Origin of the sequence: Pseudomonas sp. HD6515 (assembly GCF_024971855.1) — a bacterium.
GTDB classification, from domain to species: domain Bacteria; phylum Pseudomonadota; class Gammaproteobacteria; order Pseudomonadales; family Pseudomonadaceae; genus Aquipseudomonas; species Aquipseudomonas alloputida.
This window is the reverse complement of record NZ_CP079827.1, coordinates 2,543,022-2,565,287: the sequence shown is the minus strand read 5'-3', so window position 1 is coordinate 2,565,287 and position 22,266 is coordinate 2,543,022. Positions and strand designations below refer to the sequence as shown.

At 62.8% G+C, this 22,266-nt stretch carries 22 protein-coding genes; 14 read left to right on the top strand and 8 right to left on the bottom strand.

Going from position 1 to position 22,266, the window contains the following annotated elements; all coding sequences use genetic code 11:
• The first annotated feature begins 20 nt into the window (after positions 1-20).
• A complete protein-coding gene (locus KW568_RS11785; RefSeq protein ID WP_259538423.1) occupies positions 21-707 on the top strand; it encodes a GNAT family N-acetyltransferase in 687 nt (228 codons plus the stop codon).
• Between the two features lie 111 nt (positions 708-818).
• On the opposite strand, the gene KW568_RS11780 is transcribed toward KW568_RS11785, so the two are convergent.
• The 5 genes from KW568_RS11780 to KW568_RS11760 form a co-directional block, all read right to left on the bottom strand.
• The gene (locus KW568_RS11780; protein ID WP_003256045.1) at positions 819-1,574 is read right to left on the bottom strand and encodes an ABC transporter permease; all 756 of its coding nucleotides are present in this window, start codon (positions 1,572-1,574) and stop codon (positions 819-821) included.
• Positions 1,574-2,779, bottom strand: coding sequence for an ABC transporter substrate-binding protein (locus KW568_RS11775; protein ID WP_033727091.1), 1,206 nt, complete (start codon positions 2,777-2,779; stop codon positions 1,574-1,576). The genes KW568_RS11780 and KW568_RS11775 overlap by 1 nt, the downstream gene beginning before the upstream one ends.
• Entirely contained in the window at positions 2,766-3,587 is an 822-nt protein-coding gene (locus KW568_RS11770) for an ABC transporter ATP-binding protein (protein ID WP_004577486.1), read from the bottom strand. Before KW568_RS11770 ends, KW568_RS11775 begins: the two co-directional genes overlap by 14 nt.
• A complete protein-coding gene (locus KW568_RS11765) occupies positions 3,584-4,648 on the bottom strand; it encodes an acyl-CoA dehydrogenase family protein (RefSeq protein WP_003256051.1) in 1,065 nt (354 codons plus the stop codon). Before KW568_RS11765 ends, KW568_RS11770 begins: the two co-directional genes overlap by 4 nt.
• 99 nt (positions 4,649-4,747) lie before the next feature.
• The gene (locus tag KW568_RS11760; RefSeq protein ID WP_003256052.1) at positions 4,748-5,308 is read right to left on the bottom strand and encodes a carboxymuconolactone decarboxylase family protein; all 561 of its coding nucleotides are present in this window, start codon (positions 5,306-5,308) and stop codon (positions 4,748-4,750) included.
• Between the two features lie 102 nt (positions 5,309-5,410).
• Between KW568_RS11760 and KW568_RS11755 the strand changes: the two genes are divergently transcribed.
• A complete protein-coding gene (locus KW568_RS11755) occupies positions 5,411-6,322 on the top strand; it encodes an AraC family transcriptional regulator (RefSeq protein ID WP_004577487.1) in 912 nt (303 codons plus the stop codon).
• Positions 6,323-6,368: 46 nt separating this feature from the next.
• Here KW568_RS11755 and KW568_RS11750 read toward each other — a convergent pair whose 3' ends face one another.
• Complete coding sequence (locus tag KW568_RS11750; RefSeq protein WP_003256055.1) at positions 6,369-6,908, bottom strand: Rrf2 family transcriptional regulator; 540 nt, start codon at positions 6,906-6,908, stop codon at positions 6,369-6,371.
• A 193-nt stretch (positions 6,909-7,101) separates the two neighbouring features.
• Between KW568_RS11750 and KW568_RS11745 the strand changes: the two genes are divergently transcribed.
• The gene (locus KW568_RS11745; RefSeq protein WP_004577488.1) at positions 7,102-8,304 is read left to right on the top strand and encodes an NAD(P)/FAD-dependent oxidoreductase; all 1,203 of its coding nucleotides are present in this window, start codon (positions 7,102-7,104) and stop codon (positions 8,302-8,304) included.
• 229 nt (positions 8,305-8,533) lie between these two features.
• Positions 8,534-10,159: a methyl-accepting chemotaxis protein gene (locus KW568_RS11740; protein ID WP_003256058.1), complete on the top strand. Its 1,626-nt coding sequence runs from the start codon at positions 8,534-8,536 to the stop codon at positions 10,157-10,159.
• Between the two features lie 52 nt (positions 10,160-10,211).
• Here the strand turns inward: KW568_RS11740 and KW568_RS11735 are convergent, their stop codons facing one another.
• On the bottom strand, positions 10,212-11,618 hold the full coding sequence (locus tag KW568_RS11735) for a cytosine permease (RefSeq protein ID WP_003256059.1): 1,407 nt from the start codon (positions 11,616-11,618) through the stop codon (positions 10,212-10,214).
• Between the two features lie 316 nt (positions 11,619-11,934).
• Here KW568_RS11735 and KW568_RS11730 point away from each other — a divergent pair, with 316 nt between their 5' ends.
• The 10 genes from KW568_RS11730 to KW568_RS11685 all read left to right on the top strand — a co-directional run bounded on the left by KW568_RS11730 (position 11,935) and on the right by KW568_RS11685 (position 21,597).
• On the top strand, positions 11,935-12,420 hold the full coding sequence (locus tag KW568_RS11730; RefSeq protein ID WP_003256061.1) for a flavin reductase family protein: 486 nt from the start codon (positions 11,935-11,937) through the stop codon (positions 12,418-12,420).
• Between the two features lie 80 nt (positions 12,421-12,500).
• A complete protein-coding gene (locus KW568_RS11725; protein ID WP_003256063.1) occupies positions 12,501-13,541 on the top strand; it encodes an LLM class flavin-dependent oxidoreductase in 1,041 nt (346 codons plus the stop codon).
• Between the two features lie 264 nt (positions 13,542-13,805).
• Positions 13,806-14,402 carry an amino acid synthesis family protein gene (locus KW568_RS11720; RefSeq protein ID WP_003256068.1) on the top strand — a complete coding sequence of 199 codons (597 nt, stop codon included), beginning with the start codon at positions 13,806-13,808 and terminating at the stop codon, positions 14,400-14,402.
• A gap of 68 nt (positions 14,403-14,470) precedes the next feature.
• Positions 14,471-15,304: an alpha/beta fold hydrolase gene (locus KW568_RS11715; protein WP_004577489.1), complete on the top strand. Its 834-nt coding sequence runs from the start codon at positions 14,471-14,473 to the stop codon at positions 15,302-15,304.
• Positions 15,301-16,782 (top strand): aldehyde dehydrogenase, encoded by a 1,482-nt coding sequence (locus KW568_RS11710; protein ID WP_003256071.1) that lies wholly within the window; start codon positions 15,301-15,303, stop codon positions 16,780-16,782. Before KW568_RS11715 ends, KW568_RS11710 begins: the two co-directional genes overlap by 4 nt.
• 12 nt (positions 16,783-16,794) lie before the next feature.
• On the top strand, positions 16,795-17,280 hold the full coding sequence (locus KW568_RS11705; RefSeq protein WP_003256072.1) for a flavin reductase family protein: 486 nt from the start codon (positions 16,795-16,797) through the stop codon (positions 17,278-17,280).
• 186 nt (positions 17,281-17,466) lie between these two features.
• Positions 17,467-17,856, top strand: coding sequence for a carboxymuconolactone decarboxylase family protein (locus KW568_RS11700; protein ID WP_003256073.1), 390 nt, complete (start codon positions 17,467-17,469; stop codon positions 17,854-17,856).
• An 88-nt stretch (positions 17,857-17,944) separates the two neighbouring features.
• Positions 17,945-18,697: a GntR family transcriptional regulator gene (locus KW568_RS11695; RefSeq protein ID WP_003256074.1), complete on the top strand. Its 753-nt coding sequence runs from the start codon at positions 17,945-17,947 to the stop codon at positions 18,695-18,697.
• A gap of 2 nt (positions 18,698-18,699) precedes the next feature.
• Entirely contained in the window at positions 18,700-19,263 is a 564-nt protein-coding gene (locus KW568_RS11690) for an NUDIX hydrolase (protein ID WP_003256075.1), read from the top strand.
• 150 nt (positions 19,264-19,413) lie between these two features.
• Positions 19,414-21,597 (top strand): ATP-binding protein, encoded by a 2,184-nt coding sequence (locus KW568_RS11685; protein WP_003256076.1) that lies wholly within the window; start codon positions 19,414-19,416, stop codon positions 21,595-21,597.
• A 22-nt stretch (positions 21,598-21,619) separates the two neighbouring features.
• Here the strand turns inward: KW568_RS11685 and KW568_RS11680 are convergent, their stop codons facing one another.
• Positions 21,620-22,252, bottom strand: a complete 633-nt coding sequence (locus tag KW568_RS11680; protein ID WP_003256077.1) for a LysE family translocator — start codon at positions 22,250-22,252, stop codon at positions 21,620-21,622.
• Positions 22,253-22,266: the final 14 nt, after the last annotated feature.

The window sequence follows — 22,266 nt, the reverse complement described above, 5'->3', positions numbered from 1 at the left end:
TCATCCGCCGGAGCCCCCAGATGTTCATCCTGAGCCGCCTCGACAGCGTGCCACCCGAATCTTTCCAGAACCAGATCCGCGAGCTGGTCATTCACAATGTCGGCGAATTGAGCAGTGTCGCCATCGCTGTCGACAACCCGCTGTACCCGCTGTACCAGTACGGCGTCGGCATGGAAGTCCACCAGTACCTGCAAGCGCTGGACGGCGCCCGCGGTCTGGCGGTGGCACTTACCTTGGCGCTGGATGCCGAAGCACCGGACCAGTTGCTGGGCTTTGCGCTGTCGCTGCCAGCCCAGGACGATGGACGGGCCTGTGCATTGGCCTTTCTGGCCGTGTGCGCCAGCCATCGCCGCCAGGGCATCGCCCGTGCTCTACTGGGCGACCTGCGGTCGCGCCATGCCTGCGTGGAGCTGAACGCCTTTGCCAACCAGGTGCCGTGGTTCGAGGCGATGGGCATGCAAGTGGTGGCCGCCAATGGACCGCAGGTGCTGATGAGCAGTACCGGCCAGCCCAGTGGTGCGCTGATCGGGCGCCTGGACATTGCGCCGATTTATCAGACGGCTGAAGTGCTGCAGATTCACACCTATCTGCTTAACCAGCAGGGTGAGGATGCAATGATCGAAGCGGAGCAGATGCGCGATGAGCGGCTGGATGAGCTGACCGCTCAGGCCCAGGAATGTGTGCGCCAGCGCAAGACCGTGTATTGATCCGATGGCCTGTTCGCGGGCTTGCCCGCGCCCACAGGAATACCGTAAGGCCCAAGGCCGGTGATGTACCTGTGGGAGCGGGCGAGCCCGCGAAGAAGCCCCATTGGCCTTTCAGCCATGCACCCAGCGCCGATGCAGCCCACGCGCCAGGGCATCCAGCACAAACCCCAGCACGCCAATCAGCAGCACCATCGCCATCAGTTCGGAATACGCCAGCCGGTCGCGGGTATCAAGAATGAAATACCCAAGCCCCGCACTCACCCCAAGCATTTCGCACGGCACCAGCACAATCCACAGAATACCGATGGCCAGGCGCACGCCCGTCAGCACGTGACCGATCACCCCCGGCACAATCACCTTGCACAAGGTTTCCCAGCGCGTTGCACTCAAGCTGCGGCTAAGTTGCAGCCAGCGCGGGTCCAGTTGACGCACCCCTGCCGCCGTATTCAGCAAGATCGGCCACAACGCGGCAAACGCCAGCAGGAAGTAGATCGGCTGGTCACCCACGCCCATCAGCATCACCACCACAGGCATCCACGACAATGGCGATATCATGCGCAGAAACTGGAATGCTGGCGTGGTCGCCGCCTCCAGGTGCCGGTAGCTGCCTACCAGCAAGCCCAGCGGCACACCCATCAGCAGCGCCAGCAGCAGCCCAATCAGGATGCGCTTGAGGCTGACCCAGATATGCCCATAGACCTCGCCCTGCCCCAGCAGCTCGACCAGGCTGGCCAGGGTTGCCGCCGGCGAAAAGCGCGCAGACAGGCCGTCGGCCTGGCCGAACAGTGCTACACCGGCCCACCATAACAGCAACAAGGCCAGCAACCCGACCAGCCCAAGGCCGGCATGTACGACATGGGTGCGCATCAGACCGCAAACTCCTCGCTACGCTCGAAGTTGTCGGCAATGCCGAACACCAACGGGCCACCCACTGTCGCGATGGCATTACGCACGAAGCGATCGTCGACCAGGTCGCGGGCGGCATACGCCGGATCCAGCCCGGCAAGGAAGGCATTGTCGCCTTCGATCAGGGTGGTTTTCAGGCGCTTGACCAGCTCTTCGGTGTAACTCGGGAACGGGTATGGCTGGAAGTCGATGCGCTTTTCGTCCCACTGCTGATGGCGAATGGCACCACTGGCAATGTAGCCAGCACGGTCTTCGGCGGCGGGCGCCAGGACCTTGGTCAGCACCGCAGGCTCGTGCGGGGTGTACTTGTTGGGGCCCGCCCGGGACAGCAGTGCGGCGGCTTCGGTGCGATGGTCACGGGTCCATTGCTGGGCCTTGACGATGGCGTTGACCACTTTCTGCGACCATTCCGGGCGGTTATTCAGGTCATGCTCGTGCATGAACACCACGCAGCACGCATGGTTGCGCCATACATCGCCGGTAAAGCGCTGCACGCGGCCCACCTTGAGGTTCTCGGCCAGTGCGTTGAACGGCTCGGCAACGATGTAGCCGGCAATGCGCTTGCTGGCCAGTGCGGGTGGCATGTCGGACGGTGGCAGCACCAGCAGGTTGACCTCGTTGGCGGCCAGTTGCGCATTGGCCGGCTTCGACACGGGCGTCAGGCCATTGTCGTTGAGCAACTGTTGCAGTACCACATTGTGGATCGAGTACCAGAACGGAATGGCCACTGTCTTGCCACCAAGCTGTTTCACGTCGGATATATCCGGCGCTACAGTCAGGCCCGAACCGCCCACGTGGTTCCAGGCCACCACCTTGGCTGGCACCTTGCTGCCATAGCGCGCCCACACCGTCATCGGCGAAAGCAGGTGGATGACATTGACCTGGCCGGAAATGAATGCCTCGATCACCTGCGCCCAGCTGCGCAGCAGCACCGGGCGCTCGGCCTGGATGCCTTCGGCCTCGAACAAGCCGTTGTTATGTGCCACCAGCAGCGGCGTGGCATCGGTGATCGGCAGGTAGCCGATACGCACCGGCGCGTCCGGCTCGGCAGCGGCACGCGCCTGCAAGCTCGACAGCAACGGCAATGCACCGGCAGCAGTGAGCATGGCGCCGAGCTTTAGGAAGTCACGACGCGAAGAAGAAGAACAGCAGTCATCCATGCACATGGACAGCCTCCGAGGGCAAAGGGGTTGGGGTAGGTTCGACTGTGCGGCTTGCCCGCCGAAGGGTTTTGAGGATGTCTATGCGCAAGGCCCCCAGCTCTTCGACCCTCTGCGTGCGCGGTTGCGGCAGGTCGATGTGCCACTGACCAAGGATGTGCGCTGGGTGGTTGCCCAGTAGCAGAACCCGGTCTGACAGCAGCAGGGCTTCGTCGATATCGTGAGTGATCAGCACGGCCGCGGTCTTGTGCGTGGCGATCAGTTGCAGCAGCAGCTGCTGCATGTCGGCGCGGGTCACCTCATCCAACGCACCGAAGGGTTCATCCAGCAGCAAGACTTCGGGCTGGCGTGCCAGGCAGCGGGCCAGCGCGGTGCGCTGGGCCATGCCGCCAGACAACTGCGCCGGGTACTGGCCACGCGCGTGGGCCAGGCCCACAGCCGCAATCGCATGGTCGATGCGTGCACGGCGTTCGGCATCCGCCAGCTTGGGCTGACGGGCGAAGTCCAGGCCGAAGGCGACGTTTTTCTCCAGGCTCAGCCATGGCAGCAGGCTTGGGTCCTGAAAGGCCACCGCCAGACGCGGGTGCGGCCCCTGCAGCGGCTGGCCGTGCAAGCTCACGCTACCGCCGCCAGGCTGCTGCAGGCCTGCCAGCACCCGCAGCAGGCTTGACTTGCCCACACCACTGGGGCCAAGAATGCTCACGACTTCACCTGGCGCCAGCTGCAGGTCGAACTGCGCCAGCACCTGCTGCCAACCCCCCTCACGCGGGTAGCCCAGGCGGATGTCACAGGCCTCCAGCAACACTGCGCTCATGCAACGCCCGCCTGGCGCTGCAGTTCGGCGCGCAATTGCACCAGGCTGGGCGTGACGATCGGCACGAAGGCCGACTCCCGCCAGCGGCGGGCAAACCCTTCGCCGTATTCGCTGAGGTAAGCCTTGCCGCCACTGGCCTGCAATTCCAGTTGTACTGCGTCGGCAGCACTTTCAGCCAGGATGATGCGCAGCTTGAACAAGGCCGCCGGCTGCTGCTGGAAGCGACCGTCGAGCAAGCCCTGCTTGAGTTCGCTGACGGTGTTTTCCAGGCGTTCGCTAAGCACCTCACAGGCTTCGTCGAGGAACGACGCTCGGCCATGCAGGTGCGCGTGAACCTCTTCCAGCGCCCGTCGCGCCAGGCCGATGGCCATGCCACATTGCAGCGCCAGGAATGCCGGGCGTACCCGTGGCAGGAATTCGCGTGCATTTTCATGCAGCAGCCAGTCGCGTGCCAGCGATACCTGGTGAAAAGCCAGTGCTGCCGTGTTGCTCGACTGCAGGCCCATCAGTTGTAGATCATCAGAACGCTCCAGACCTTGAGCGTCGGAAGGAATGGCCAGCACAAACGGCGCGCCGCCGGCTTCATCCTCGATGGCCGCCGCCACCACGAAGCCGCTTTTACGCAAGTTGGTCACCCAATGCAGTCGCCCTTCCAGGTGCCAGCCATCGGCTGCCGGGCGGCCACGCACCTGCAGCGCTTCGATACCGGACAGGAACTTCATGGCGTTGGACAGCCCGGTGGCACCGGCCAATTCACCGGTCAACAGGCGCGGCAGCAGGCGCTCACGCAGGGGCTGGTTGGGGCTGTGCAGCAGGTATTCGATGAAGGCACGCTGGCCCCAGCAGACGAAAGCCGCAGCCAATGAGCGGCTGGCAATGGCGGCGATGGCCTCGACCGCATCGGTCACCTGCCCGCCCGTACCGCCCAGCGCTGGGTCGACCCCTGTGCGCAACAGCTGCGATTCTGCGATCTGCGCCAGCACCTGCTGCGGTTCGCACAGGCCCCGGTCGATGGCCTCGGCATTGGCATCCAGCCAGTGTCGAAATGCACAATCTTGCATGGTCTTGCTCCTTTGATAACGCCGGGGCCGCTCTGCGGCCCGTTCGCGGCACAAGGCCGCTCCTACAACGGCCTGGTAAGGGCCATTATCACAGGTGGGCTACGCAGAAGGCTGCCAGCGGTATTTGCCAAGCTCTTCGTTGAGTGGCGTCTGGGCGAAAACATTAGCAAAGTTGCACAGGGTTGCGAGACTTACGCCCAGAATCACCTCCAAGGCGTTGCCTTCACTGAAGCCGGCCTCACGGAAGGCCTGGTAGGTGGCTTCGCTGACATTGCCACGGGTGGCGATCACTTCGCGGGCAAAGGCGGCCAGGGTTTCGTAGCGGGCGTTGGGGAGTTCGCCACGGGCACGCAGAGCATCGACCACCTCCTGCGGCAGCTTGGCCTTGTTCAGCGCGACGGCCGTATGGCCGGCCACGCAAAAGTCGCAGCCATGCTGGGTGGCCGCGATCAGTTGCACCACTTCACGCTCGGCCAGGCCAAGCTCAGACTTGCCATTGAGTGCCGAAACGGTCACGTAGGTTTCAAGCGCCGCCGGGGCGTTGGCCAGCACGCCGAGCAGGTTGGGGATGAAGCCGGAATTCTTCTGGGCATTCTCAAGAAACGGCCGTGCCGCTTCCGGGGCGCTCTGCAGCGTGTGTAAAGTAATGCGCGAGGACATGCAGTGATCTCCTTTGATGAGTGTCACTACAGTCTGTTGGTTATAAGAACTACCCTCCATATTCATCAGTCGCCTTTCCTTGTTCCTGAGTCTTTGTATTAGATGATTTCGTCCAGCCACCTTGTCGATTGGTTATTAGAGGGCCTGGAGCTCGATGCCAGCCTGTTTCATGTCGGGCGCTATTGCGGTGGCTGGCATGCCAGCACCCAGGGCATGGGCCGCGCCAGCTTTCACCTGGTGGTGCAAGGGCATTGCTGGCTGCACATTGACGGCCAGCCGCAACCGGTGCGCCTGGAGAAGGGAGATGCCGTATTCCTGTTGCGCGACCTTGCCTATCGCTTGTCCAGCGATCAGGACCCGGTCGACGCCTGTGCCCAACCGCGCCAGGCCATGCAGTCGCTGGATAGCGAAGCCAGCGACGGCGTCGGGCTGGTTTGCGGCTTCTTCCATTTCCAGTCCGGCCTGTCTTCACTGATTGTCGAAGGTCTGGCCGACTGGATCCTGCTGCGCGCCGAAGACCCCGCCGGCAGTGCGGCGCGGGCGCTGTTCGAGCTCATTCTGGAAGAATGCCGGCGGGCCGCCGGCCCGTCGCAGGCGTTGCTGGAGCGCTTGACGCACCTGTTGTTCCTGTACGTGCTGCGCCAGCAGGTCATTGCCGGGCAGTCACTGGGCGGGCTTGTCGCCCTCGCTCGCCAGCCAGCGTTTACCGGGCTGCTGGAGCAGTTGATCGAACAACCGGGGCAAGCCTGGACGCTGGAGAGCATGGCCGCCTGCACCGGCTTATCGCGGTCTGCGTTTTTCAAGCGCTTCAACGAACTGGCGGGGCAATCGCCAGGGCAGGTGCTGCTGGCACTGCGCATGCGCCATGCCAGCCAGTTGCTGCGGGCGGGTAATACCGTGGAGCAAGTGGGTGCGCAGGTGGGGTATCAGTCGGTGGCGGCGTTTACCCGGGCGTTTGCCAAGGCCATGGGGGTGCAGCCTGGGGCCTATCGGCGCCAACACGAAGGGCGCTGATCGGCGTACTTCCCTACTCGCGCAAAGGCCGGTTCGGGCAAGCCCTTCACACCTGGTCTACCGGAATATCCCCAGCCCCCTTGGCCTCCCGCCGCTCACCCATCCAGGCATCGACCTGCTGGCCAAATTCAGCCGGGGCCTTGCGCCCGAAGCGCATGGCCAGGTCCAGCACAGTCTGCTGTGCCAATGACGCTTCCATGCGCTTCTGCGCCCCCAGCATCACTGCGTGGATCGCACAGGTACCCTCGGTCGCCCAACGCGGCGGCGAGCCGTCGAACAAGGTGCAACGCTCGCGCACCTCGCGGCAATCGAAGATCTTCTTTGGTCCATCAATGGCATGGACGATATCCAGCACGCTGATCTGCGCCGCCGGCCGCGCCAGGCGGAAGCCGCCGCGCACGCCTTCGGTGGCCGCCACCAGCCCGGCACGGGCCAGCTTGGTGAAGACCTTGGCCAGGTATTCCTGCGGCACGCCTTGCAACTCGGCCAGGTCGCGCACGCTGGAATCACGAGTTTCACCGCGCTCGTCGACTAAAAACAACAGGCAATGGATACCGTATTCCACGCCAGCACTGTAAAGCGACATTCAAATCTCCGACCGATTTTGTCGTACATGTTACGCCGATGCCCCGGCACTGACAAAACAAGGTGTCAAAAGGTAGCTCCACCGCAAAGGGAAAAGCCCTTGCCGAAGATAACTACGACTTATATAGTCGTAGTTACTAAAAGGCCATACAGCTGGCCCCCGATGCCCTCTTCGAACCTTGCGGAGCACCTTCATGAAATCCAACATCCTGATCATCGGTGCCGGCTTTGCCGGTGTCTGGAGCGCCCTGAGCGCTGCCCGCCTACTCGACCAGGCGCAACGTGCCGACCTCAGCATCAGCGTGCTGGCGCCACAGCCGGAACTGCGCATTCGTCCGCGCTTTTACGAGGCCGACGTGCATGGCATGAAGGCGCCTCTGGGTGATCTGTTCGAGGCTGTGGGCATTCACTTCTTCCCGGGCAACGCCGACAGCATCGACACCGAAGGTCGCAGCGTCAGCTATACCGATACCCACGGCCAGCCACAGCGCATCGCCTACGACCGCCTGATCCTGGCCGCAGGCAGCCAGGTTGCCCGCCCGGCAGTACCAGGCCTGGCGGAGCATGCGTTCGATGTCGACCAGATGGAATCGGCCATGCGCCTGGAGCAGCATCTGGTCGATCTGGCCGCCCTGCCCGCTTCGCCAACTCGCAATACCGTGGTGGTGTGCGGCGGCGGCTTCACCGGCATCGAGACCGCAACCGAAATGCCTACTCGCCTGCGCTCGATCCTCGGGGCCGACGCGGCATTGCGGGTAGTGGTGGTCGACCGTGGAGCGCAAGTGGGGGCGGCATTGGGTGAAGGGATCACACCGTCGATTGTTGCCGCGTGTGAACAGGCCGGGGTCGAATGGCTGGCCGGCGCTTCGGTGGTGGCTGTCGATGCTGCGGGAGTCACCCTGGACAACGGCGAGCACATCGCCAGCAACACGGTAATCTGGACCGTTGGCGTCAAGGCCAGTCCGTTGACGGCGCACGTTGCCGGCGAGCGCGATACCTTCGGCAGGCTGAAAGTGGATGGCCATTTGAAAGTGCTGGGCCAGGAGCACGTTTACGCCACCGGCGACACCGCCTGGGCTGCGGTGGATGACCTGGGCAACCATGCCCTGATGACGTGCCAGCACGCCATCCCCATGGGCCGCCACGCCGGTAACAACGCCGCCGCCGACCTGCTCGGCCTGCAGCCGGTGCTGTATCGCCAGCCCAAATACGTCACCTGCCTGGACCTGGGAGACTGGGGCGCCGCTTTCAGCGAAGGCTGGGAGCGCGAACTGAAGCTGCACGGCCAGGAAGGCAAGGCCCTCAAGCGCCAGATCAACTCGGTATGGATTTATCCGCCAGCGGCTGACCGCGCCTTGGCGCTGGCTGCGGCGGACCCAATGATCGCCATCGTTTAACGGCATTTTCTGACAAAACCGTCAACAATTGGCGGTTTTGTCAGTTTTGGCCGTTACATTGAATGGCTGTTCAATAATGATGGCCATATGGCATCATTGAAATTAAAAAAGTCACGAGGGTGAGACACACAAACAACTCCGCAGCGCATCAAGAGCCTGGCGCCATACCGGTGACCCGGCCATCCACCCAAGCTCCTGAGGCCTGCACGCCACCGTCAAGGAGCATTCCATGCAGTTACGGAATTTGAAGATCGGCATTCGCGCTGCAAGCGTGTTCGCCCTGTTGGGCATCCTGGTCCTGTTCATGGGCTTGATCGCACTTTACGAAACCCGGCAGATGGACAAGGCCACGGATGAAATCCGGGTGACCTGGATGCCGGCCGTAATAGCCCTCGGTGACATCAGCACCAACCTCGGGCGTGCCCGCGCCGTCACCTTGCGTGCCGCGCTGGACGACAACCCCAGTGACCGCGAGCGCAACCTGCAGATGCTCAACGGCATCAATACCGAGCTGAATAATGCGCTGAAGGATTATGCCGACACGATCATCGCTGCCGATGACCGCGCCCTGTTCAATGCCTTCAGCGCTGCTTATCAGCACTATTTCGAATTACAGACCCGTGTGCTGCAAGGCATTCAAGCTGGGCACATGGACGATGCCAAGCAGCAGATCAGCGGCCCGCTGACTCAGCGCGCCGACAGCATGATGCAGGCCATGGCAGCGTTGATCGCCTATAACGGCACAGGTGCCGAACAAGCCTCGCAGCGCAGCAGCGACGTAGCGGACGAAGCGTTCACCGCGCTGGTTGCCTCACTGGTGGTAATCATGCTGGCCCTTGCCACCATCGCTACCGTGCTCACCCGCAGTATCGTCGTGCCGCTGGCCGATGCGCTGGCTGTGGCCGAGCGCGTGGCGACCGGCGACCTGACCCGGGAGATACGGGTAACCGGCCGCGATGAGCCGGCCATGCTATTGCGCGCCCTGAGCCGGATGCAGGGCAGCCTGCGCGATACCATTCGCCAGATCGCCGCGTCTTCCGACCAACTGGCCTCGGCCTCGGAAGAACTGCACACCGTCACTGAAGACACCAGCCGCGGCCTGCATCAGCAAAGTGCAGAAATCGACCAGGCCGCCACGGCGGTGAACCAGATGACTGCGGCAGTCGAGGAAGTGGCGAACAACGCGGTCAGCACTGCTGATGCTTCCAAAGGCGCTGACCAGACCACCCGCGATGGCCGCGACCAGGTCAACCAGGCGCTGGCATCCATCCAGCATCTGGTAGCGGATGTGACCGGCACATCAGTTGAGATCGAGCAGCTGGCCAGCAACGCCAACGAGATCAGCCGGGTGCTGGACGTGATTGGTGCAATTGCCGGGCAGACCAACCTGCTGGCACTGAACGCCGCCATCGAGGCGGCACGGGCCGGAGAGGCAGGACGTGGGTTTGCCGTGGTGGCTGACGAGGTACGCGCCCTCGCCCACCGTACCCAGCAATCGACGGCAGAGATCGAGCAGATGATTGCCGGGATTCAGAACGGCACCGAGCGGGCAGTGACAGCAATGCACAGCAGCCAGGGTCGCGCCACGGGTACGCTGGAAGTGGCACAAAGCGCAGGGCAGGCGTTGGAAGTGATTGCCGAGGCCATTGCTTCGATCAACCAGCGCAACCTGGTGATTGCCAGTGCCTCGGAAGAGCAGGCGCAGGTCGCACGCGAGGTGGACCGGAACCTGGTGAATATTCGTGACCTGGCGATGCAAACGTCGGCGGGCGCGAACCAGACCAGTGCGGCGGCGCAGGATCTGTCGCGGTTGGCGGTGGACCTGAACGGGATGGTGGCGCAGTTCAAGGTTTGATCCAAAACAGCCGGGGCCGCATTGCGGCCCCGGCTACCGCAACAGCGGTCTATCAGTCGTTGACGCTTACCACCCGCCCCGCCTTCTCGACAGCCTTGCCGCGCGTCGCCAGGCAGTAGTAAAGCGGCACGGTCACCAGCAAGCCGAACAGCCACGACAGGTCAGCCCCTTCGACAATGTTCGAGTACGGCCCCACATACAGCGAAGTATTGGCAAACGGCAGCTGCACCAGGATGCCGCAGGCATAGGCAATGATCGCGTGGTGGTTGAAGCGGCCATAGATGCCGCCGTCGGCACTGAAGATCGAGGCGATGTCGTACTGGCCCTTCTTGATCAGGTAGAAATCGATCAGGTTGATCGAAGCCCACGGCACCAGCACCAGCAGCAGCGCCAGGATCAGGCCGATGAACTGGCCGATGAAGTCCGCCGAGGCATTCAGTGCCACCATCCCGCAGCCCACCAGAATGATCGAGGCCAGGATCACCCGTACCCTGATGCTCGGCGTCCACTCGGCCATGAAGGTCTGGATCGCGGTCACGATCGACAGCACGGCGCCGTAAAGGTTGAGGGCGTTGTGGCTGATGATGTTAAGCAGGAACAGCACCATCAGGATCGGGCCCAGCCAGCCGGTGGCCTGCTTCACCGCATCCATTGCGTCGGTGCCTTCCGGCACGCACAGCACCGCCACCGTACCAAAGCTGAAGCACAGGATGGTGCCCAGGGTGGCGCCGAAGTAAGTGGCCCAGAACGGCTTGGCAATGCCCACTTCACGGGGCAGGTAGCGCGAGTAGTCAGAGGTGTACGGCGAGAAGCTGATCTGCCAGATCACACCCAGCGACACGGTGGCAATGAAGCCCGACAGGTTGAACGCGCCACGGCTGAAAAAGTCAGCCGGCAGATCCTGGACGAACATCATGATGAAACCGGCCAGCAACGCCGAGCCCATCACCCAGGTACCGATGCGGTTGAGGATATGGATGAAGCGGTAGCCGATCACGCCAATGGCAGTCGCACTCAGGGCACCGATCACGATCGCGCCGGGCATCGGCACGCTCGGCGCGATGCCGTGAATGGTCTTGCCCGCCAGGACGATATTGGAAATGAAGAAGCCGACATAGATCAGCGCGGTGAAGAACACGATCAGCAAGGCACCGTAGCGGCCAAACTGGCCACGGCTCTGCACCATTTGCGGAATGCCCAGCTGCGGCCCCTGTGCAGAGGCCAGGGCGATGACCACGCCCCCGACCAGATGGCCCAGCACGATGGCGATCAGGCCCCACAACAGGTTCAGGTGGAACACCTGGACCACCATGGCGCCGGTCACGATAGGCAATGGCGCAATGTTGGTACTGAACCAGAGGGTGAACAGGTCGCGCGCCTTCCCATGGCGCTCGGCAGGTGGAACGTAATCGACCGTGTGATTCTCGACAAACTGGTGTTGCGACGACGGTTGGGACATGGTTTTCAGCTCGAAAGGTCGTTTTTATCTTTGTAAGGAAACCGCATCAAGGCGGCCTCTCAGCTGCGGACCATATTATGGTATTCCAAACTTTTGACAACACTGATCCGCATGAAAAAACGGCCACTGATCCGCTTGCAAAACCCCTGCGACAAACCGCCTCACCGCTCAAGGCCACGTTTTTCGTGGCTTTGGGCCGTTCATCGCGAAAACGCAGGGTTGAAAATTCCGCTTGCAAAATAGGTATTACGGTATACCATCAGACACATCAACGATAAAAACCGCGGACCACCGCAGCCCTTCAGAGGTACTCCCGATGATCGACGCAACTGTCTACAAGAACGTTCTGGGCTCCTTCCCGTCCGGCGTTACCGTCATCACCACCCAGGACGACGACGGTTCGGTCGTCGGCCTGACCGCCAGCGCCTTCTCCTCCCTGTCGATGGACCCGCCGCTGGTGCTGTTCTGCCCCAACTACACCTCCGACTCCTACCCGGTACTGATCAAGCAGAAGCGCTTTGCCATTCACCTGCTGTCCGGTGAACAGCAGGCTGAAGCCTACGCGTTCGCCAAGAAGGGCAAGGACAAGGCCAGCGGCATCGAGTGGACCCTGAGCGAACTGGGCAACCCGATCCTGGCCGGTGCCACCGCCGTCATCGAATGCGAACTGTGGCGTGAATATGAAGGTGGCGACCACGCCATCATGGTCGGCAAGGTACACAACCTGATCGTCCCTGCCGAAGCGCCACGGCCGATGGTGTACTGCCGCGGCAAGATGGCCAGCCTGCCGGCCTTTGCCTGAAGCCTGCAGTTGGACGCAGCCTGCTCCCACACTGAAGCCCGATTGACTGACGGGCAATAACAAGCGTTGAGGAAAAACCCATGAAATTTTCGTTGTTCGTACACATGGAACGTTGGGATGAACAGGTCAGCCACCGCCAGCTGTTCGAAGACCTGACCGAACTGACCCTGATGGCCGAAGACGGCGGTTTCAGCACCGTGTGGATCGGCGAACACCACGCCATGGAATACACCATTTCGCCAAGCCCGATGCCGCTGCTGGCCTACCTGGCCGCGCGCACCGAGAAGATCCGCCTGGGCGCTGGCACCATCATCGCGCCGTTCTGGAACCCGATCCGCGTCGCTGGCGAATGCGCCCTGCTCGACGTGATCAGCAACGGCCGCATGGAAGTGGGCCTGGCCCGCGGCGCCTACCAGTTCGAGTTCGACCGCATGGCAGGTGGCATGCCGGCCACCGACGGCGGCAAGGCGCTGCGCGAGATGGTACCGGTGGTGCGTAAGCTGTGGGAAGGCGACTACGCTCACGACGGTGAAATCTACAAGTTCCCGACCTCCACCAGCGTACCGAAGCCGTTCAACGCCACGCCGCCTATGTGGATCGCCGCCCGCGACCCGGACTCGCACAACTTCGCCGTTGCCAATGGTTGCAATGTCATGGTCACCCCGCTGATGAAGGGGGACGAAGAAGTGCTGGACCTGAAGAACAAGTTCCAGGCCGCCCTGGACAACAACCCAGACGTGCCGCGCCCGCAACTGATGGTACTGCGCCACACCCATGTGCACAGCCCGGCTGATCCGGAAGGCTGGAAGGTCGGCGCCCAGGCGATCTCGCGCTTCTACCGCACCTTCGATGCCTGGTTCGGCAACAAGACCACCCCGGTGAATGGCTTTCTGGAGCCGAGCCCGGAGTCGAAATTCGCCGAAGTGCCGGCGTTCCAGCTGGAGAACATCCGCAAGAACACCATGATCGGCACGCCGGAAGAGATCATCGCACGCATCAAGTACTACCAGGAACTGGGCGTCGACGAGTTCAGCTTCTGGTGCGACAACAGCTTGCCCCACGCCGAGAAGAAGAAGTCGCTCGAGCTGTTCATCAAGGAAGTGGTGCCGGCGTTCGCCTGAATTCCCATTGCCTGAATCATTGCGGGACGCGCCCGCTCCCGTGGGCCCCTTCGGCCTGCGTGAGCGGGCTTTTTTTTGAAACCTGTGCAGTCCTTGTGGGAGCGGGCAAGCCCGCGAAGAGGCCAGTACAGACAACAGAGAAATCAAGGCATCAGGCCACCTTTCGTCCCCCGACAAGAGAAATTTCCTGACACCTCTTGCACAACAAATATTATGGTATACCATCAGACAACAAGAGCTGATAACCCTCACCAGGAGCCATCCATGAGTTTCGAAATCCGCAAGATCGTCACCTACTCCGAAGAGACCCGCATCGAAGGCGGCAAAGCCACCGACAAGCCGGTGACCATGGTCGGCCTGGCCGTCGTGATCAAGAACCCATGGGCCGGTCGCGGTTTCGTTGAAGATCTGAAGCCGGAAATTCGCGCCAACTGCTCGGAGCTGGGAGCCCTGATGGTCGAGCGCCTGACTGCTGCCATTGGCGGCGCCGACAAGATCGAGGCCTACGGTAAGGCCGCCGTCGTCGGCGCCGATGGCGAAATCGAGCACGCCTCGGCCGTCATCCATACCCTGCGCTTCGGCAACCACTACCGCGAGGCGGTACAGGCCAAGAGCTACCTGAGCTTCACCAACAAGCGCGGCGGCCCAGGCACTTCGATCCAGATCCCGATGATGCAGAAGGACGACGAAGGCCTGCGTTCGCACTACATCACCCTGGAAATGCAGATCGAAGATGCCCCGCGTGCCGATGAAATCGTCGTGGTCCTGGGCGCAGCCGATGGCGGCCGCCTGCACCCGCGCATCGGCAACCGTTACATCGACCTGGAAGAACTGGCTGCCGAAAAAGCCAACGCTCAATAACAACAACCAAGACGGGCCGGGGCGTGGCGTGCTTACCCGCCGCGCCCGACCTTCAAGGAGCGCCCTCCATGATTCAGCCTGTCGCTGAACGCACACCTGCCGGCACCAGCTATCTGGATGTCGGCCAGGGCCAACCCGTGGTGCTGATCCACGGCGTGGGCCTGAACAAGGAAATGTGGGGCGGTCAGTTCGTTGGCCTGGCCAACGACTACCGCGTCATCGCCTACGACATGCTCGGCCACGGTCAAAGCCGCGTACCGGCCGCCGACACACAGCTGGAAGGCTATGCCGACCAGCTCGCCGAACTGCTTGACCACCTGCAAATTGCACAAGCCACCGTGATCGGCTTCTCCATGGGCGGCCTGGTTGCCCGTGCGTTCGCCCTCAATTACCCGCAGCGCCTGGCTGCACTGGTCGTGCTCAACAGCGTGTTCAACCGCACCCCCGAGCAAAGTGCCGGGGTGATCGCCCGCGCTGCACAAGCGGCGGAGCTGGGCCCAGACGCCAACGTCGATGCTGCCCTTGACCGCTGGTTCAGCCGTGAATACAAGGCTGCCAACCCCGCCCAGGTCGCCGCCATTCGCCAGGTGCTGGCGAGCAACGACCCGCAGGGCTACCACACCACTTATTCGCTGTTCGCCACTCAGGACATGTACCGCGCCGACGACCTGGGCAGTATCCAGGTGCCGACGCTGATCGCCACCGGCGAACTCGACTCGGGCTCCACCCCGGCCATGACCCGCCAGCTCGCCGCCAGCATTCCTGGCGCACGCAGTGTGGTCCTCGCCGAGCAACGGCATATGATGCCGGTGGAAGCACCGCGTGAAGTCAACAAGATGCTGCTGGACTTCCTCACCCAAGCCCGCACCCTCACCGAATCCGCCAAGGGGATTGTTGCATGACCCTCGTTCGTTTCCAGATGTGCATCGACGGCCAATGGCGCGATGCCCAGAGCGGCAAGACCTTCGACAGCCTCAACCCGGCCACCGCCCAGGCCTGGGCGCAACTGCCCGACGCCGATGAAGCCGATGTGGAGCTGGCCGTTCAGGCCGCCCAGCGTGCCTTCGACAGCAAGGCGTGGCGCAGCATTACCGCCACCGCGCGCGGCAAGCTGTTGCGTCGTCTGGGTGACCTGATTGCCGAGAACAAGGAGCACCTGGCCCAGCTGGAAAGCCGTGACAACGGCAAGCTGATCCGCGAAACCCGCGGTCAGGTCGGCTATCTGCCGGAGTTCTTCCACTACACTGCGGGCCTGGCCGACAAGCTCGAAGGCGGCACCCTGCCGCTGGACAAACCCGACCTGTTCGCCTACACCGTGCACGAGCCAATCGGCGTGGTTGCCGGGATCATCCCGTGGAACAGCCCGCTGTACCTCACCGCGATCAAGCTGGCGCCGGCCTTGGCTGCCGGCAACACCATCGTGCTCAAACCGTCCGAGCACGCCTCGGCGACCATCCTCGAGCTGGCCCGACTGGCCCTTGAGGCCGGCTTCCCGGCCGGTGTGGTCAACGTGGTCACCGGCTACGGCCCCAGCACCGGCGCGGCGCTGACCCGCCACCCGCTGGTGCGCAAGATCGCCTTCACCGGCGGTGCCGCCACCGCCCGCCACGTGGTGCGCAGCAGTGCCGAAAACTTCGCCAAGCTGTCGCTGGAACTGGGTGGCAAGTCGCCGAACATCATCTTCGCCGACGCCGACCTGGACAGCGCCATCAATGGCGCCGTGGCCGGCATCTACGCCGCGTCCGGGCAAAGCTGCGTGGCCGGTTCGCGCCTGCTGGTGCAGGATGAAATCTTCGACGTGTTCGTCGAGCGCCTGATTGCCCGCGCCAAGCGCATCCGCATCGGCAACCCGCAGGACGACGCCAGCGAAATGGGCCCGATGGCCACCGCGCAACAGCTGGCAGTCGTCGAAGGCCTGGTGGCAGCAGCCAAGGCCGAAGGCGCAAAACTGCACATGGGCGGAAAGCGTGCCGACGTTGAAGGTGACGGCTGGTTCTACGAGCCGACCCTGTTCGAGTGCGACAGCAACGCGATGACCATCATGCAGGAAGAAGTGTTCGGCCCGGTCGCCGCGGTGATCCGCTTCAAGACCGAAGAAGAAGCACTGGCCATAGCCAACGACTCGCAATTCGGCCTGGCTGCCGGCATCTGGACGCGCGATCTGGGCCGTGCCCACCGCCTGGCCCGCGACGTGCGTTCGGGGATCATCTGGGTCAACACCTACCGTGCCGTGTCGGCCATGGCACCGATAGGTGGTTTCAAGAACAGCGGCTACGGCCGTGAGAGCGGCATCGATTCGGTGCTGGCCTATACCGAGCTGAAGACCGTGTGGATCAACTTGTCCACCGCGCCGATGCCCGACCCGTTCGTGATGCGCTAAGAGGAACACGAGATGATCGAACCCGGCATCTACAAAGACGTGATGGGCTCCTTCCCATCCGGCGTCACGGTAGTGACCACGCTGGACGCCGACGGCGGCATCGTCGGCATCACCGCCAGTGCATTCAGCGCGCTGTCGATCGACCCGGCGCTGGTGCTGTTCTGCCCCAACTACGCCTCCGACACCTACCCGATTCTGCGCGACAGCAAGCAGTTCGCCATCCACCTGCTGTCCGCCGACCAGACCGCCGAAGCCTATGCCTTCGCAGGCAAGGGCAAGGACAAGGCCAAGGGCGTGGAGTGGCACCTGAGCGAGCTGGGCAACCCCCTGCTGGCCAAGGCTACGGCGATCATCGAGTGCGAGTTGTGGCGCGAGTACGACGGCGGTGACCACGCGATCATTGTCGGCGCGGTGAAGAACCTGGTGTTGCCGGCCGAGCCGGTGACCCCGATGGTCTACCACAAAGGCAAGCTCGGCGCCCTGCCGCCGCTTGGCTGATACATCTTGAAGTCGGTGTTGGCCGCTTCGCGGGCTCGCCCGCTCCCACAGGTATCGCACAGATCCTGGAACCCGTGGGAGCGGGCAATCCCGCGAAAAAGCCAACACCGATGACCCTGTTTTCAGGGGTCGCGCTAATCGTCTCACCCTCGGTTGCGGCCCCTGTTTTATGCCGGAGTACTGCACATGAGCAATGAAAAGTACGAAAAGGGTCTGAAAATCCGCACCCAGGTGCTGGGCGAGGACTACGTCAACCGCTCGATCCAGAACGCAGATGAGTTCACCAAACCGTTGCAGGAGTTGGTCACCGAGTATTGCTGGGGTCACGTCTGGGGCCGTGAAGGCTTGTCGCTGAAAGAGCGCAGCATGATAAACTTGGCCATGATTTCCGCGCTCAACAGGCCCCACGAGCTCAAATTGCACATTCGCGGTGCCCTGCGCAATGGCCTGAGCCGTGAACAGATTCGCGAAATCCTGCTCCAGGTCGGCATTTATTGCGGCGTACCCGCGGCGGTGGACAGTTTCCGCCTGGCCCGTGAAGCCTTTGCCGAAGCCGATGCGGAGCCAACCCGTTAACAACGGGCTGTTCGAACCACTGCATGGAAAGCCTCGGTTCGAGGCATTCCGCGATGTTGGCGCAACAGCCTCATAAAGAGCGCACCTGATGAAACGCCAGCCACTCGACGACAGCTTCAAGGTCAACCGCAATCCCGTTACTCTGCGCGAAATCGTGCTCGACAAGCTGCGCGCCGCTATCATGAACTTTCACCTGCTGCCCGGCGACCGCCTGGTCGAACGCGACCTGTGCGACCGTCTCGGCGTCAGCCGCACTTCGGTACGTGAAGCGCTGCGTCACCTGGAGTCCGAAGGCCTGGTGGAGTTCGCCGACGCCAAAGGCCCACGGGTGGCCATCATCACCCTGGAAGACGCACGTGACATCTATGAGCTGCGCTGTGTGCTCGAAGGCCTGATCGTGCAACTGTTCACCCTCAACGCCAAGGCCAAGGACATCCGTGCGCTGGAACGCGCGCTGGAAGTGAACCGCGAGGCACTGGAAGAAGGTGAGCTGCAACAGGTGCTGGATTCGGTACAAGGTTTCTACGATGTGCTGCTGGAAGGCTCCGGCAACCAGGTGGCGGCCCAGCAGTTGCGCCAGTTGCAAGCACGCATCAGCTACCTGCGCGCCACCTCGGTATCGCAGGAAAACCGCCGCGGCGCCAGCAACCGCGAAATGGAAAAGATCGTCGAGGCCATCAAGGGCGGTGACCCGCTGGTAGCCCACCAGGCCTCGGTCGACCACGTCCGCGCCGCCGCCAAGGTGGCACTGGACTACCTGCGCCAGAAGCAGGATGACAACGCCAAGGTGCGCGACATTGTCGAACCCTTGGCCCTGAAGGAACCCCGCATAGGTCGCTGATCATGCCCAATGCCCCGCGCTACTGCCCGCACTGCACCACGGAACTGGCCCGGGGCGTTCCCACAGGCGATACCCACGAACGCCTGCATTGCGCCGGCTGCGGCTACATCCACTACATCAACCCCAAGATCATCGCCGGCTGCATCATCGAGCGCGATGGAAAGTACCTGCTGTGCCAGCGCGCCATTCCCCCTCGCCCCGGCACCTGGACCTTGCCTGCGGGGTTCATGGAGGCTGGCGAAACCACCGAGCAGGCGGCGCTGCGCGAGGTATGGGAAGAAAGCGGCGTACGTGCAGACATCGTCTCGCCGTATTCGATCTTCAGCGTGCCAAAGATCAGCGAGGTGTACATCATCTTCCGTGCCATCGTCACCGAAGAAACCGGGCAGTACGGGCCTGAGACGCTGGCGTACAAGTTCTTCGAACCGGATGAAATCCCCTGGGATGAGATCTACTACCCGGCCATCCGGCAAATTCTCGAGCGCTACATCCTCGAGCGGCAGGCCGGGGTGTATGGCATTTACATGGGCAATGATGACACCGGCAAGGTGCACTTCATGCGCTAGCCGGTACGGCCTCTTCGCGGGTGAACCTGCACTCACCCGGATCGCGCAGTTACAGAGGCTCGTGCAGTGGCACAGCCCTCACAAAACCCTCGCCAACGGTCTATTCTCGGTGCACCCTAAGGGCCTTGAGAAAGAGGACCGGCAAAGCACATGGCTAGATGGCTAGATGGCGGCGGGCTAATGGCCGAACGCATCCGCAACCACGACTGGGCCACCACCCCCCTGGGCCCGCTGGAACATTGGCCCGATGCCCTGAAAACCACGATGGCTCTGTGCCTGGCCTCGCGCTTTCCGCAAGCCGTGCTCTGGGGCCCGGACTTGATCACCCTGTACAACGATGCCTTCACCCCGATTCTCGGTCGCAAGCCCCTGGCCTTGGGCATCCCCTTCCGCGACGTGTGGCACGAAGCCTGGGATGAAATCAGCAGCATGGCGGCCCGCGCGTTGGCCGGCGAAGCGGTTTACATCGAAGACTTCCCGCTGATGATCGACCGCAACGGCGGCCTGGAGCGGGCCTATTTTACCTTCTGCTACAGCCCGATTCGCGGCCATGATGGCGAGATACTGGGCATGCTCGACACGGTCACCGAAACCACCGCCAGCGTGGTCACCAACCAGCGCCTGAACTTTCTCGATACCCTCGGGCGAGCCGTGACCGAGGCGACCGACCCGGACCAGATCATGGCCATCACCACCCGCATGCTGGTCGAGCACCTTGGCTTGTCCAGCTGCGCCTATGCAATGATGGACCCCGACGAGGACGGTTTCACCATTTGCGGCGATGCGGTGACACCCGGCTCACCACGCCTGGTGGGCCACTATCACCTGCATGACTTCGGCCGCCTGGCGGTCAGCCGCCTGCGCAGCGGCCTGGCCTTGGTGATCAACGACAACCTGCGCGAACTGGCCACTGACGAGGCGGCGACTTTTCAGGCCATCGGCATTACGGCCACCATCTGCATGCCACTGATCAAGGGTGGCAGGCTGACCGCGCTGATGGCGATTCACGACCGCGTACCCCGGGTATGGACCGACTACGAGCAAGCACTGATCAGCGAAGTGACCGAGCGATGCTGGGCGCACATACAGCGGGCGCAGGCCCATGCCGAAGTGCGCGAAGCGATGGCGGCCCTTGAAGCGCTCAACACGACCTTGGAACATCGCGTAGAAGAACGCACCACTCAGCTGCTGCACACCGAGGCCGTGCTGCGCCAAGCCCAGAAGCTGGAAGCCATTGGCCAGCTGACCGGCGGCGTAGCCCACGACTTCAATAACCTGCTGACCATCATCCGCTCGTCGCTGCACTTCCTGCAGCGCCCCAACCTGGCCGAGGAGCGCCGAGAGCGCTACCTCAAGACCATGTCCGACACAGTCGACCGTGGTGCCAAACTGACCGGCCAGCTACTGGCCTTCGCCCGACGCCAGGCCCTCAGCCCACAGGTGTTCGAAGCCGGGCCACGGCTGGAAGCCATGGCCGACATGCTCGACACCGTCACTGGCGCGCGCATCCGGGTCGAGCTGCAGCTACCCCAAGCGCCCTGCCACATCCGCGCCGACCTCAGCCAGTTGGAAACCGCGGTAATCAACCTGATGCTCAACGGCCGCGATGCCATGGCTGGCGAAGGTGCCTTGCAGCTGCGCCTGCAGGCCGACCAGTGCCTGCCGGCCTTGCGCGGTCAGCCTTCACAGCCAGGCCCGTTCGCGGCGATATCGGTGAGCGACAACGGAGTCGGTATTGCCACCGAGTTGCTGGAGCGCATCTTCGACCCGTTCTTCACCACCAAGGCCCCAGGTGAAGGTACCGGGCTCGGGTTGTCGCAGGTGTTTGGTTTCGCCAAGCAATCCGGGGGCGATGTACAGGTGAACAGCATCCCCGGCCAGGGCACCACCTTTACCCTGTATCTGCCGCAGGAGGCACCAACTGCGGCCTCGCCCGAAGACGCCTCGGCCGGCAGCCAGCCACAGGTACAGGGCGAGCGGCGACGAATACTGGTGGTAGAAGACAATCCCGACCTGGGCAGTTTCACAGCTCAGCTCCTCGAGGACCACGGCTACCAAATCAGCTATGCACGGTCGGCAGAAGAAGCGCTGGCGCAGTTGACTGGCCCGGCAGGTGATTTTGATGCGGTGTTTTCCGATGTGGTCATGCCCGGCATGGGTGGCTTGGCACTGGCCCGCGAACTTCGCCGCCAGCGCCCGCAGTTGCCGGTGATCCTGACTTCGGGCTATAGCGAGGCGATTGCCGAAGGCGGGCACCAAGGGTTCACCTTCCTGGCCAAACCCTACTCGGCAGAACAGGTGTGCCAGATACTCGGCAAAGTATTCGGCCACTGATACCTTGCATCGCAATAGGCGATCAACGGCGCCCTTCTGCCAGCATGCGCACCGCCAGCCCCGCCAGCACCGTTCCCATCAACCAACGCTGAACCTGTTGCCACAGCGGCCTGCCAGCCAGGAACACGGCGATGGAACCGGCCATGATCGCAATCAGCGCGTTGACCGTAACGCTGATGGCAATCTGCGTCGAACCCAGCACCAGCGACTGCAACAGCACGCTGCCGTGGCCCGGCTCGATGAATTGCGGCATGAGCGACAGGTACATGACGGCAATCTTGGGGTTGAGCAGGCTGGTGGCAAACCCCATCGTGAATAGCCGCCGCGGGCTGTCGGCGGGCAGTTCACGGAGCTGGAACGGCGATTGGCCACCCGGCCGCAGCGCCTGCCAGGCCAGGTACAACAGGTACAGCGCGCCACCGATGCGCAGCGCGTCGTAGGCAAAGGGTACCGCCATCACCAGCGCCGTGATGCCCATTGCCGCGCAGAACATGTAGATGACGAAGCCCAGAGCCACACCGCCAAGCGAAATCAAGCCGGCTTGGCGGCCCTGGCAGATCGAGCGGGAAATCAGGTAGATCATGTTCGGCCCTGGGGTCAGGACCATGCCGAGGCAAATCAAGGCGAACGTGAGCAGTTGCGTGGTTTCGGGCACGGGGCACATCCTGG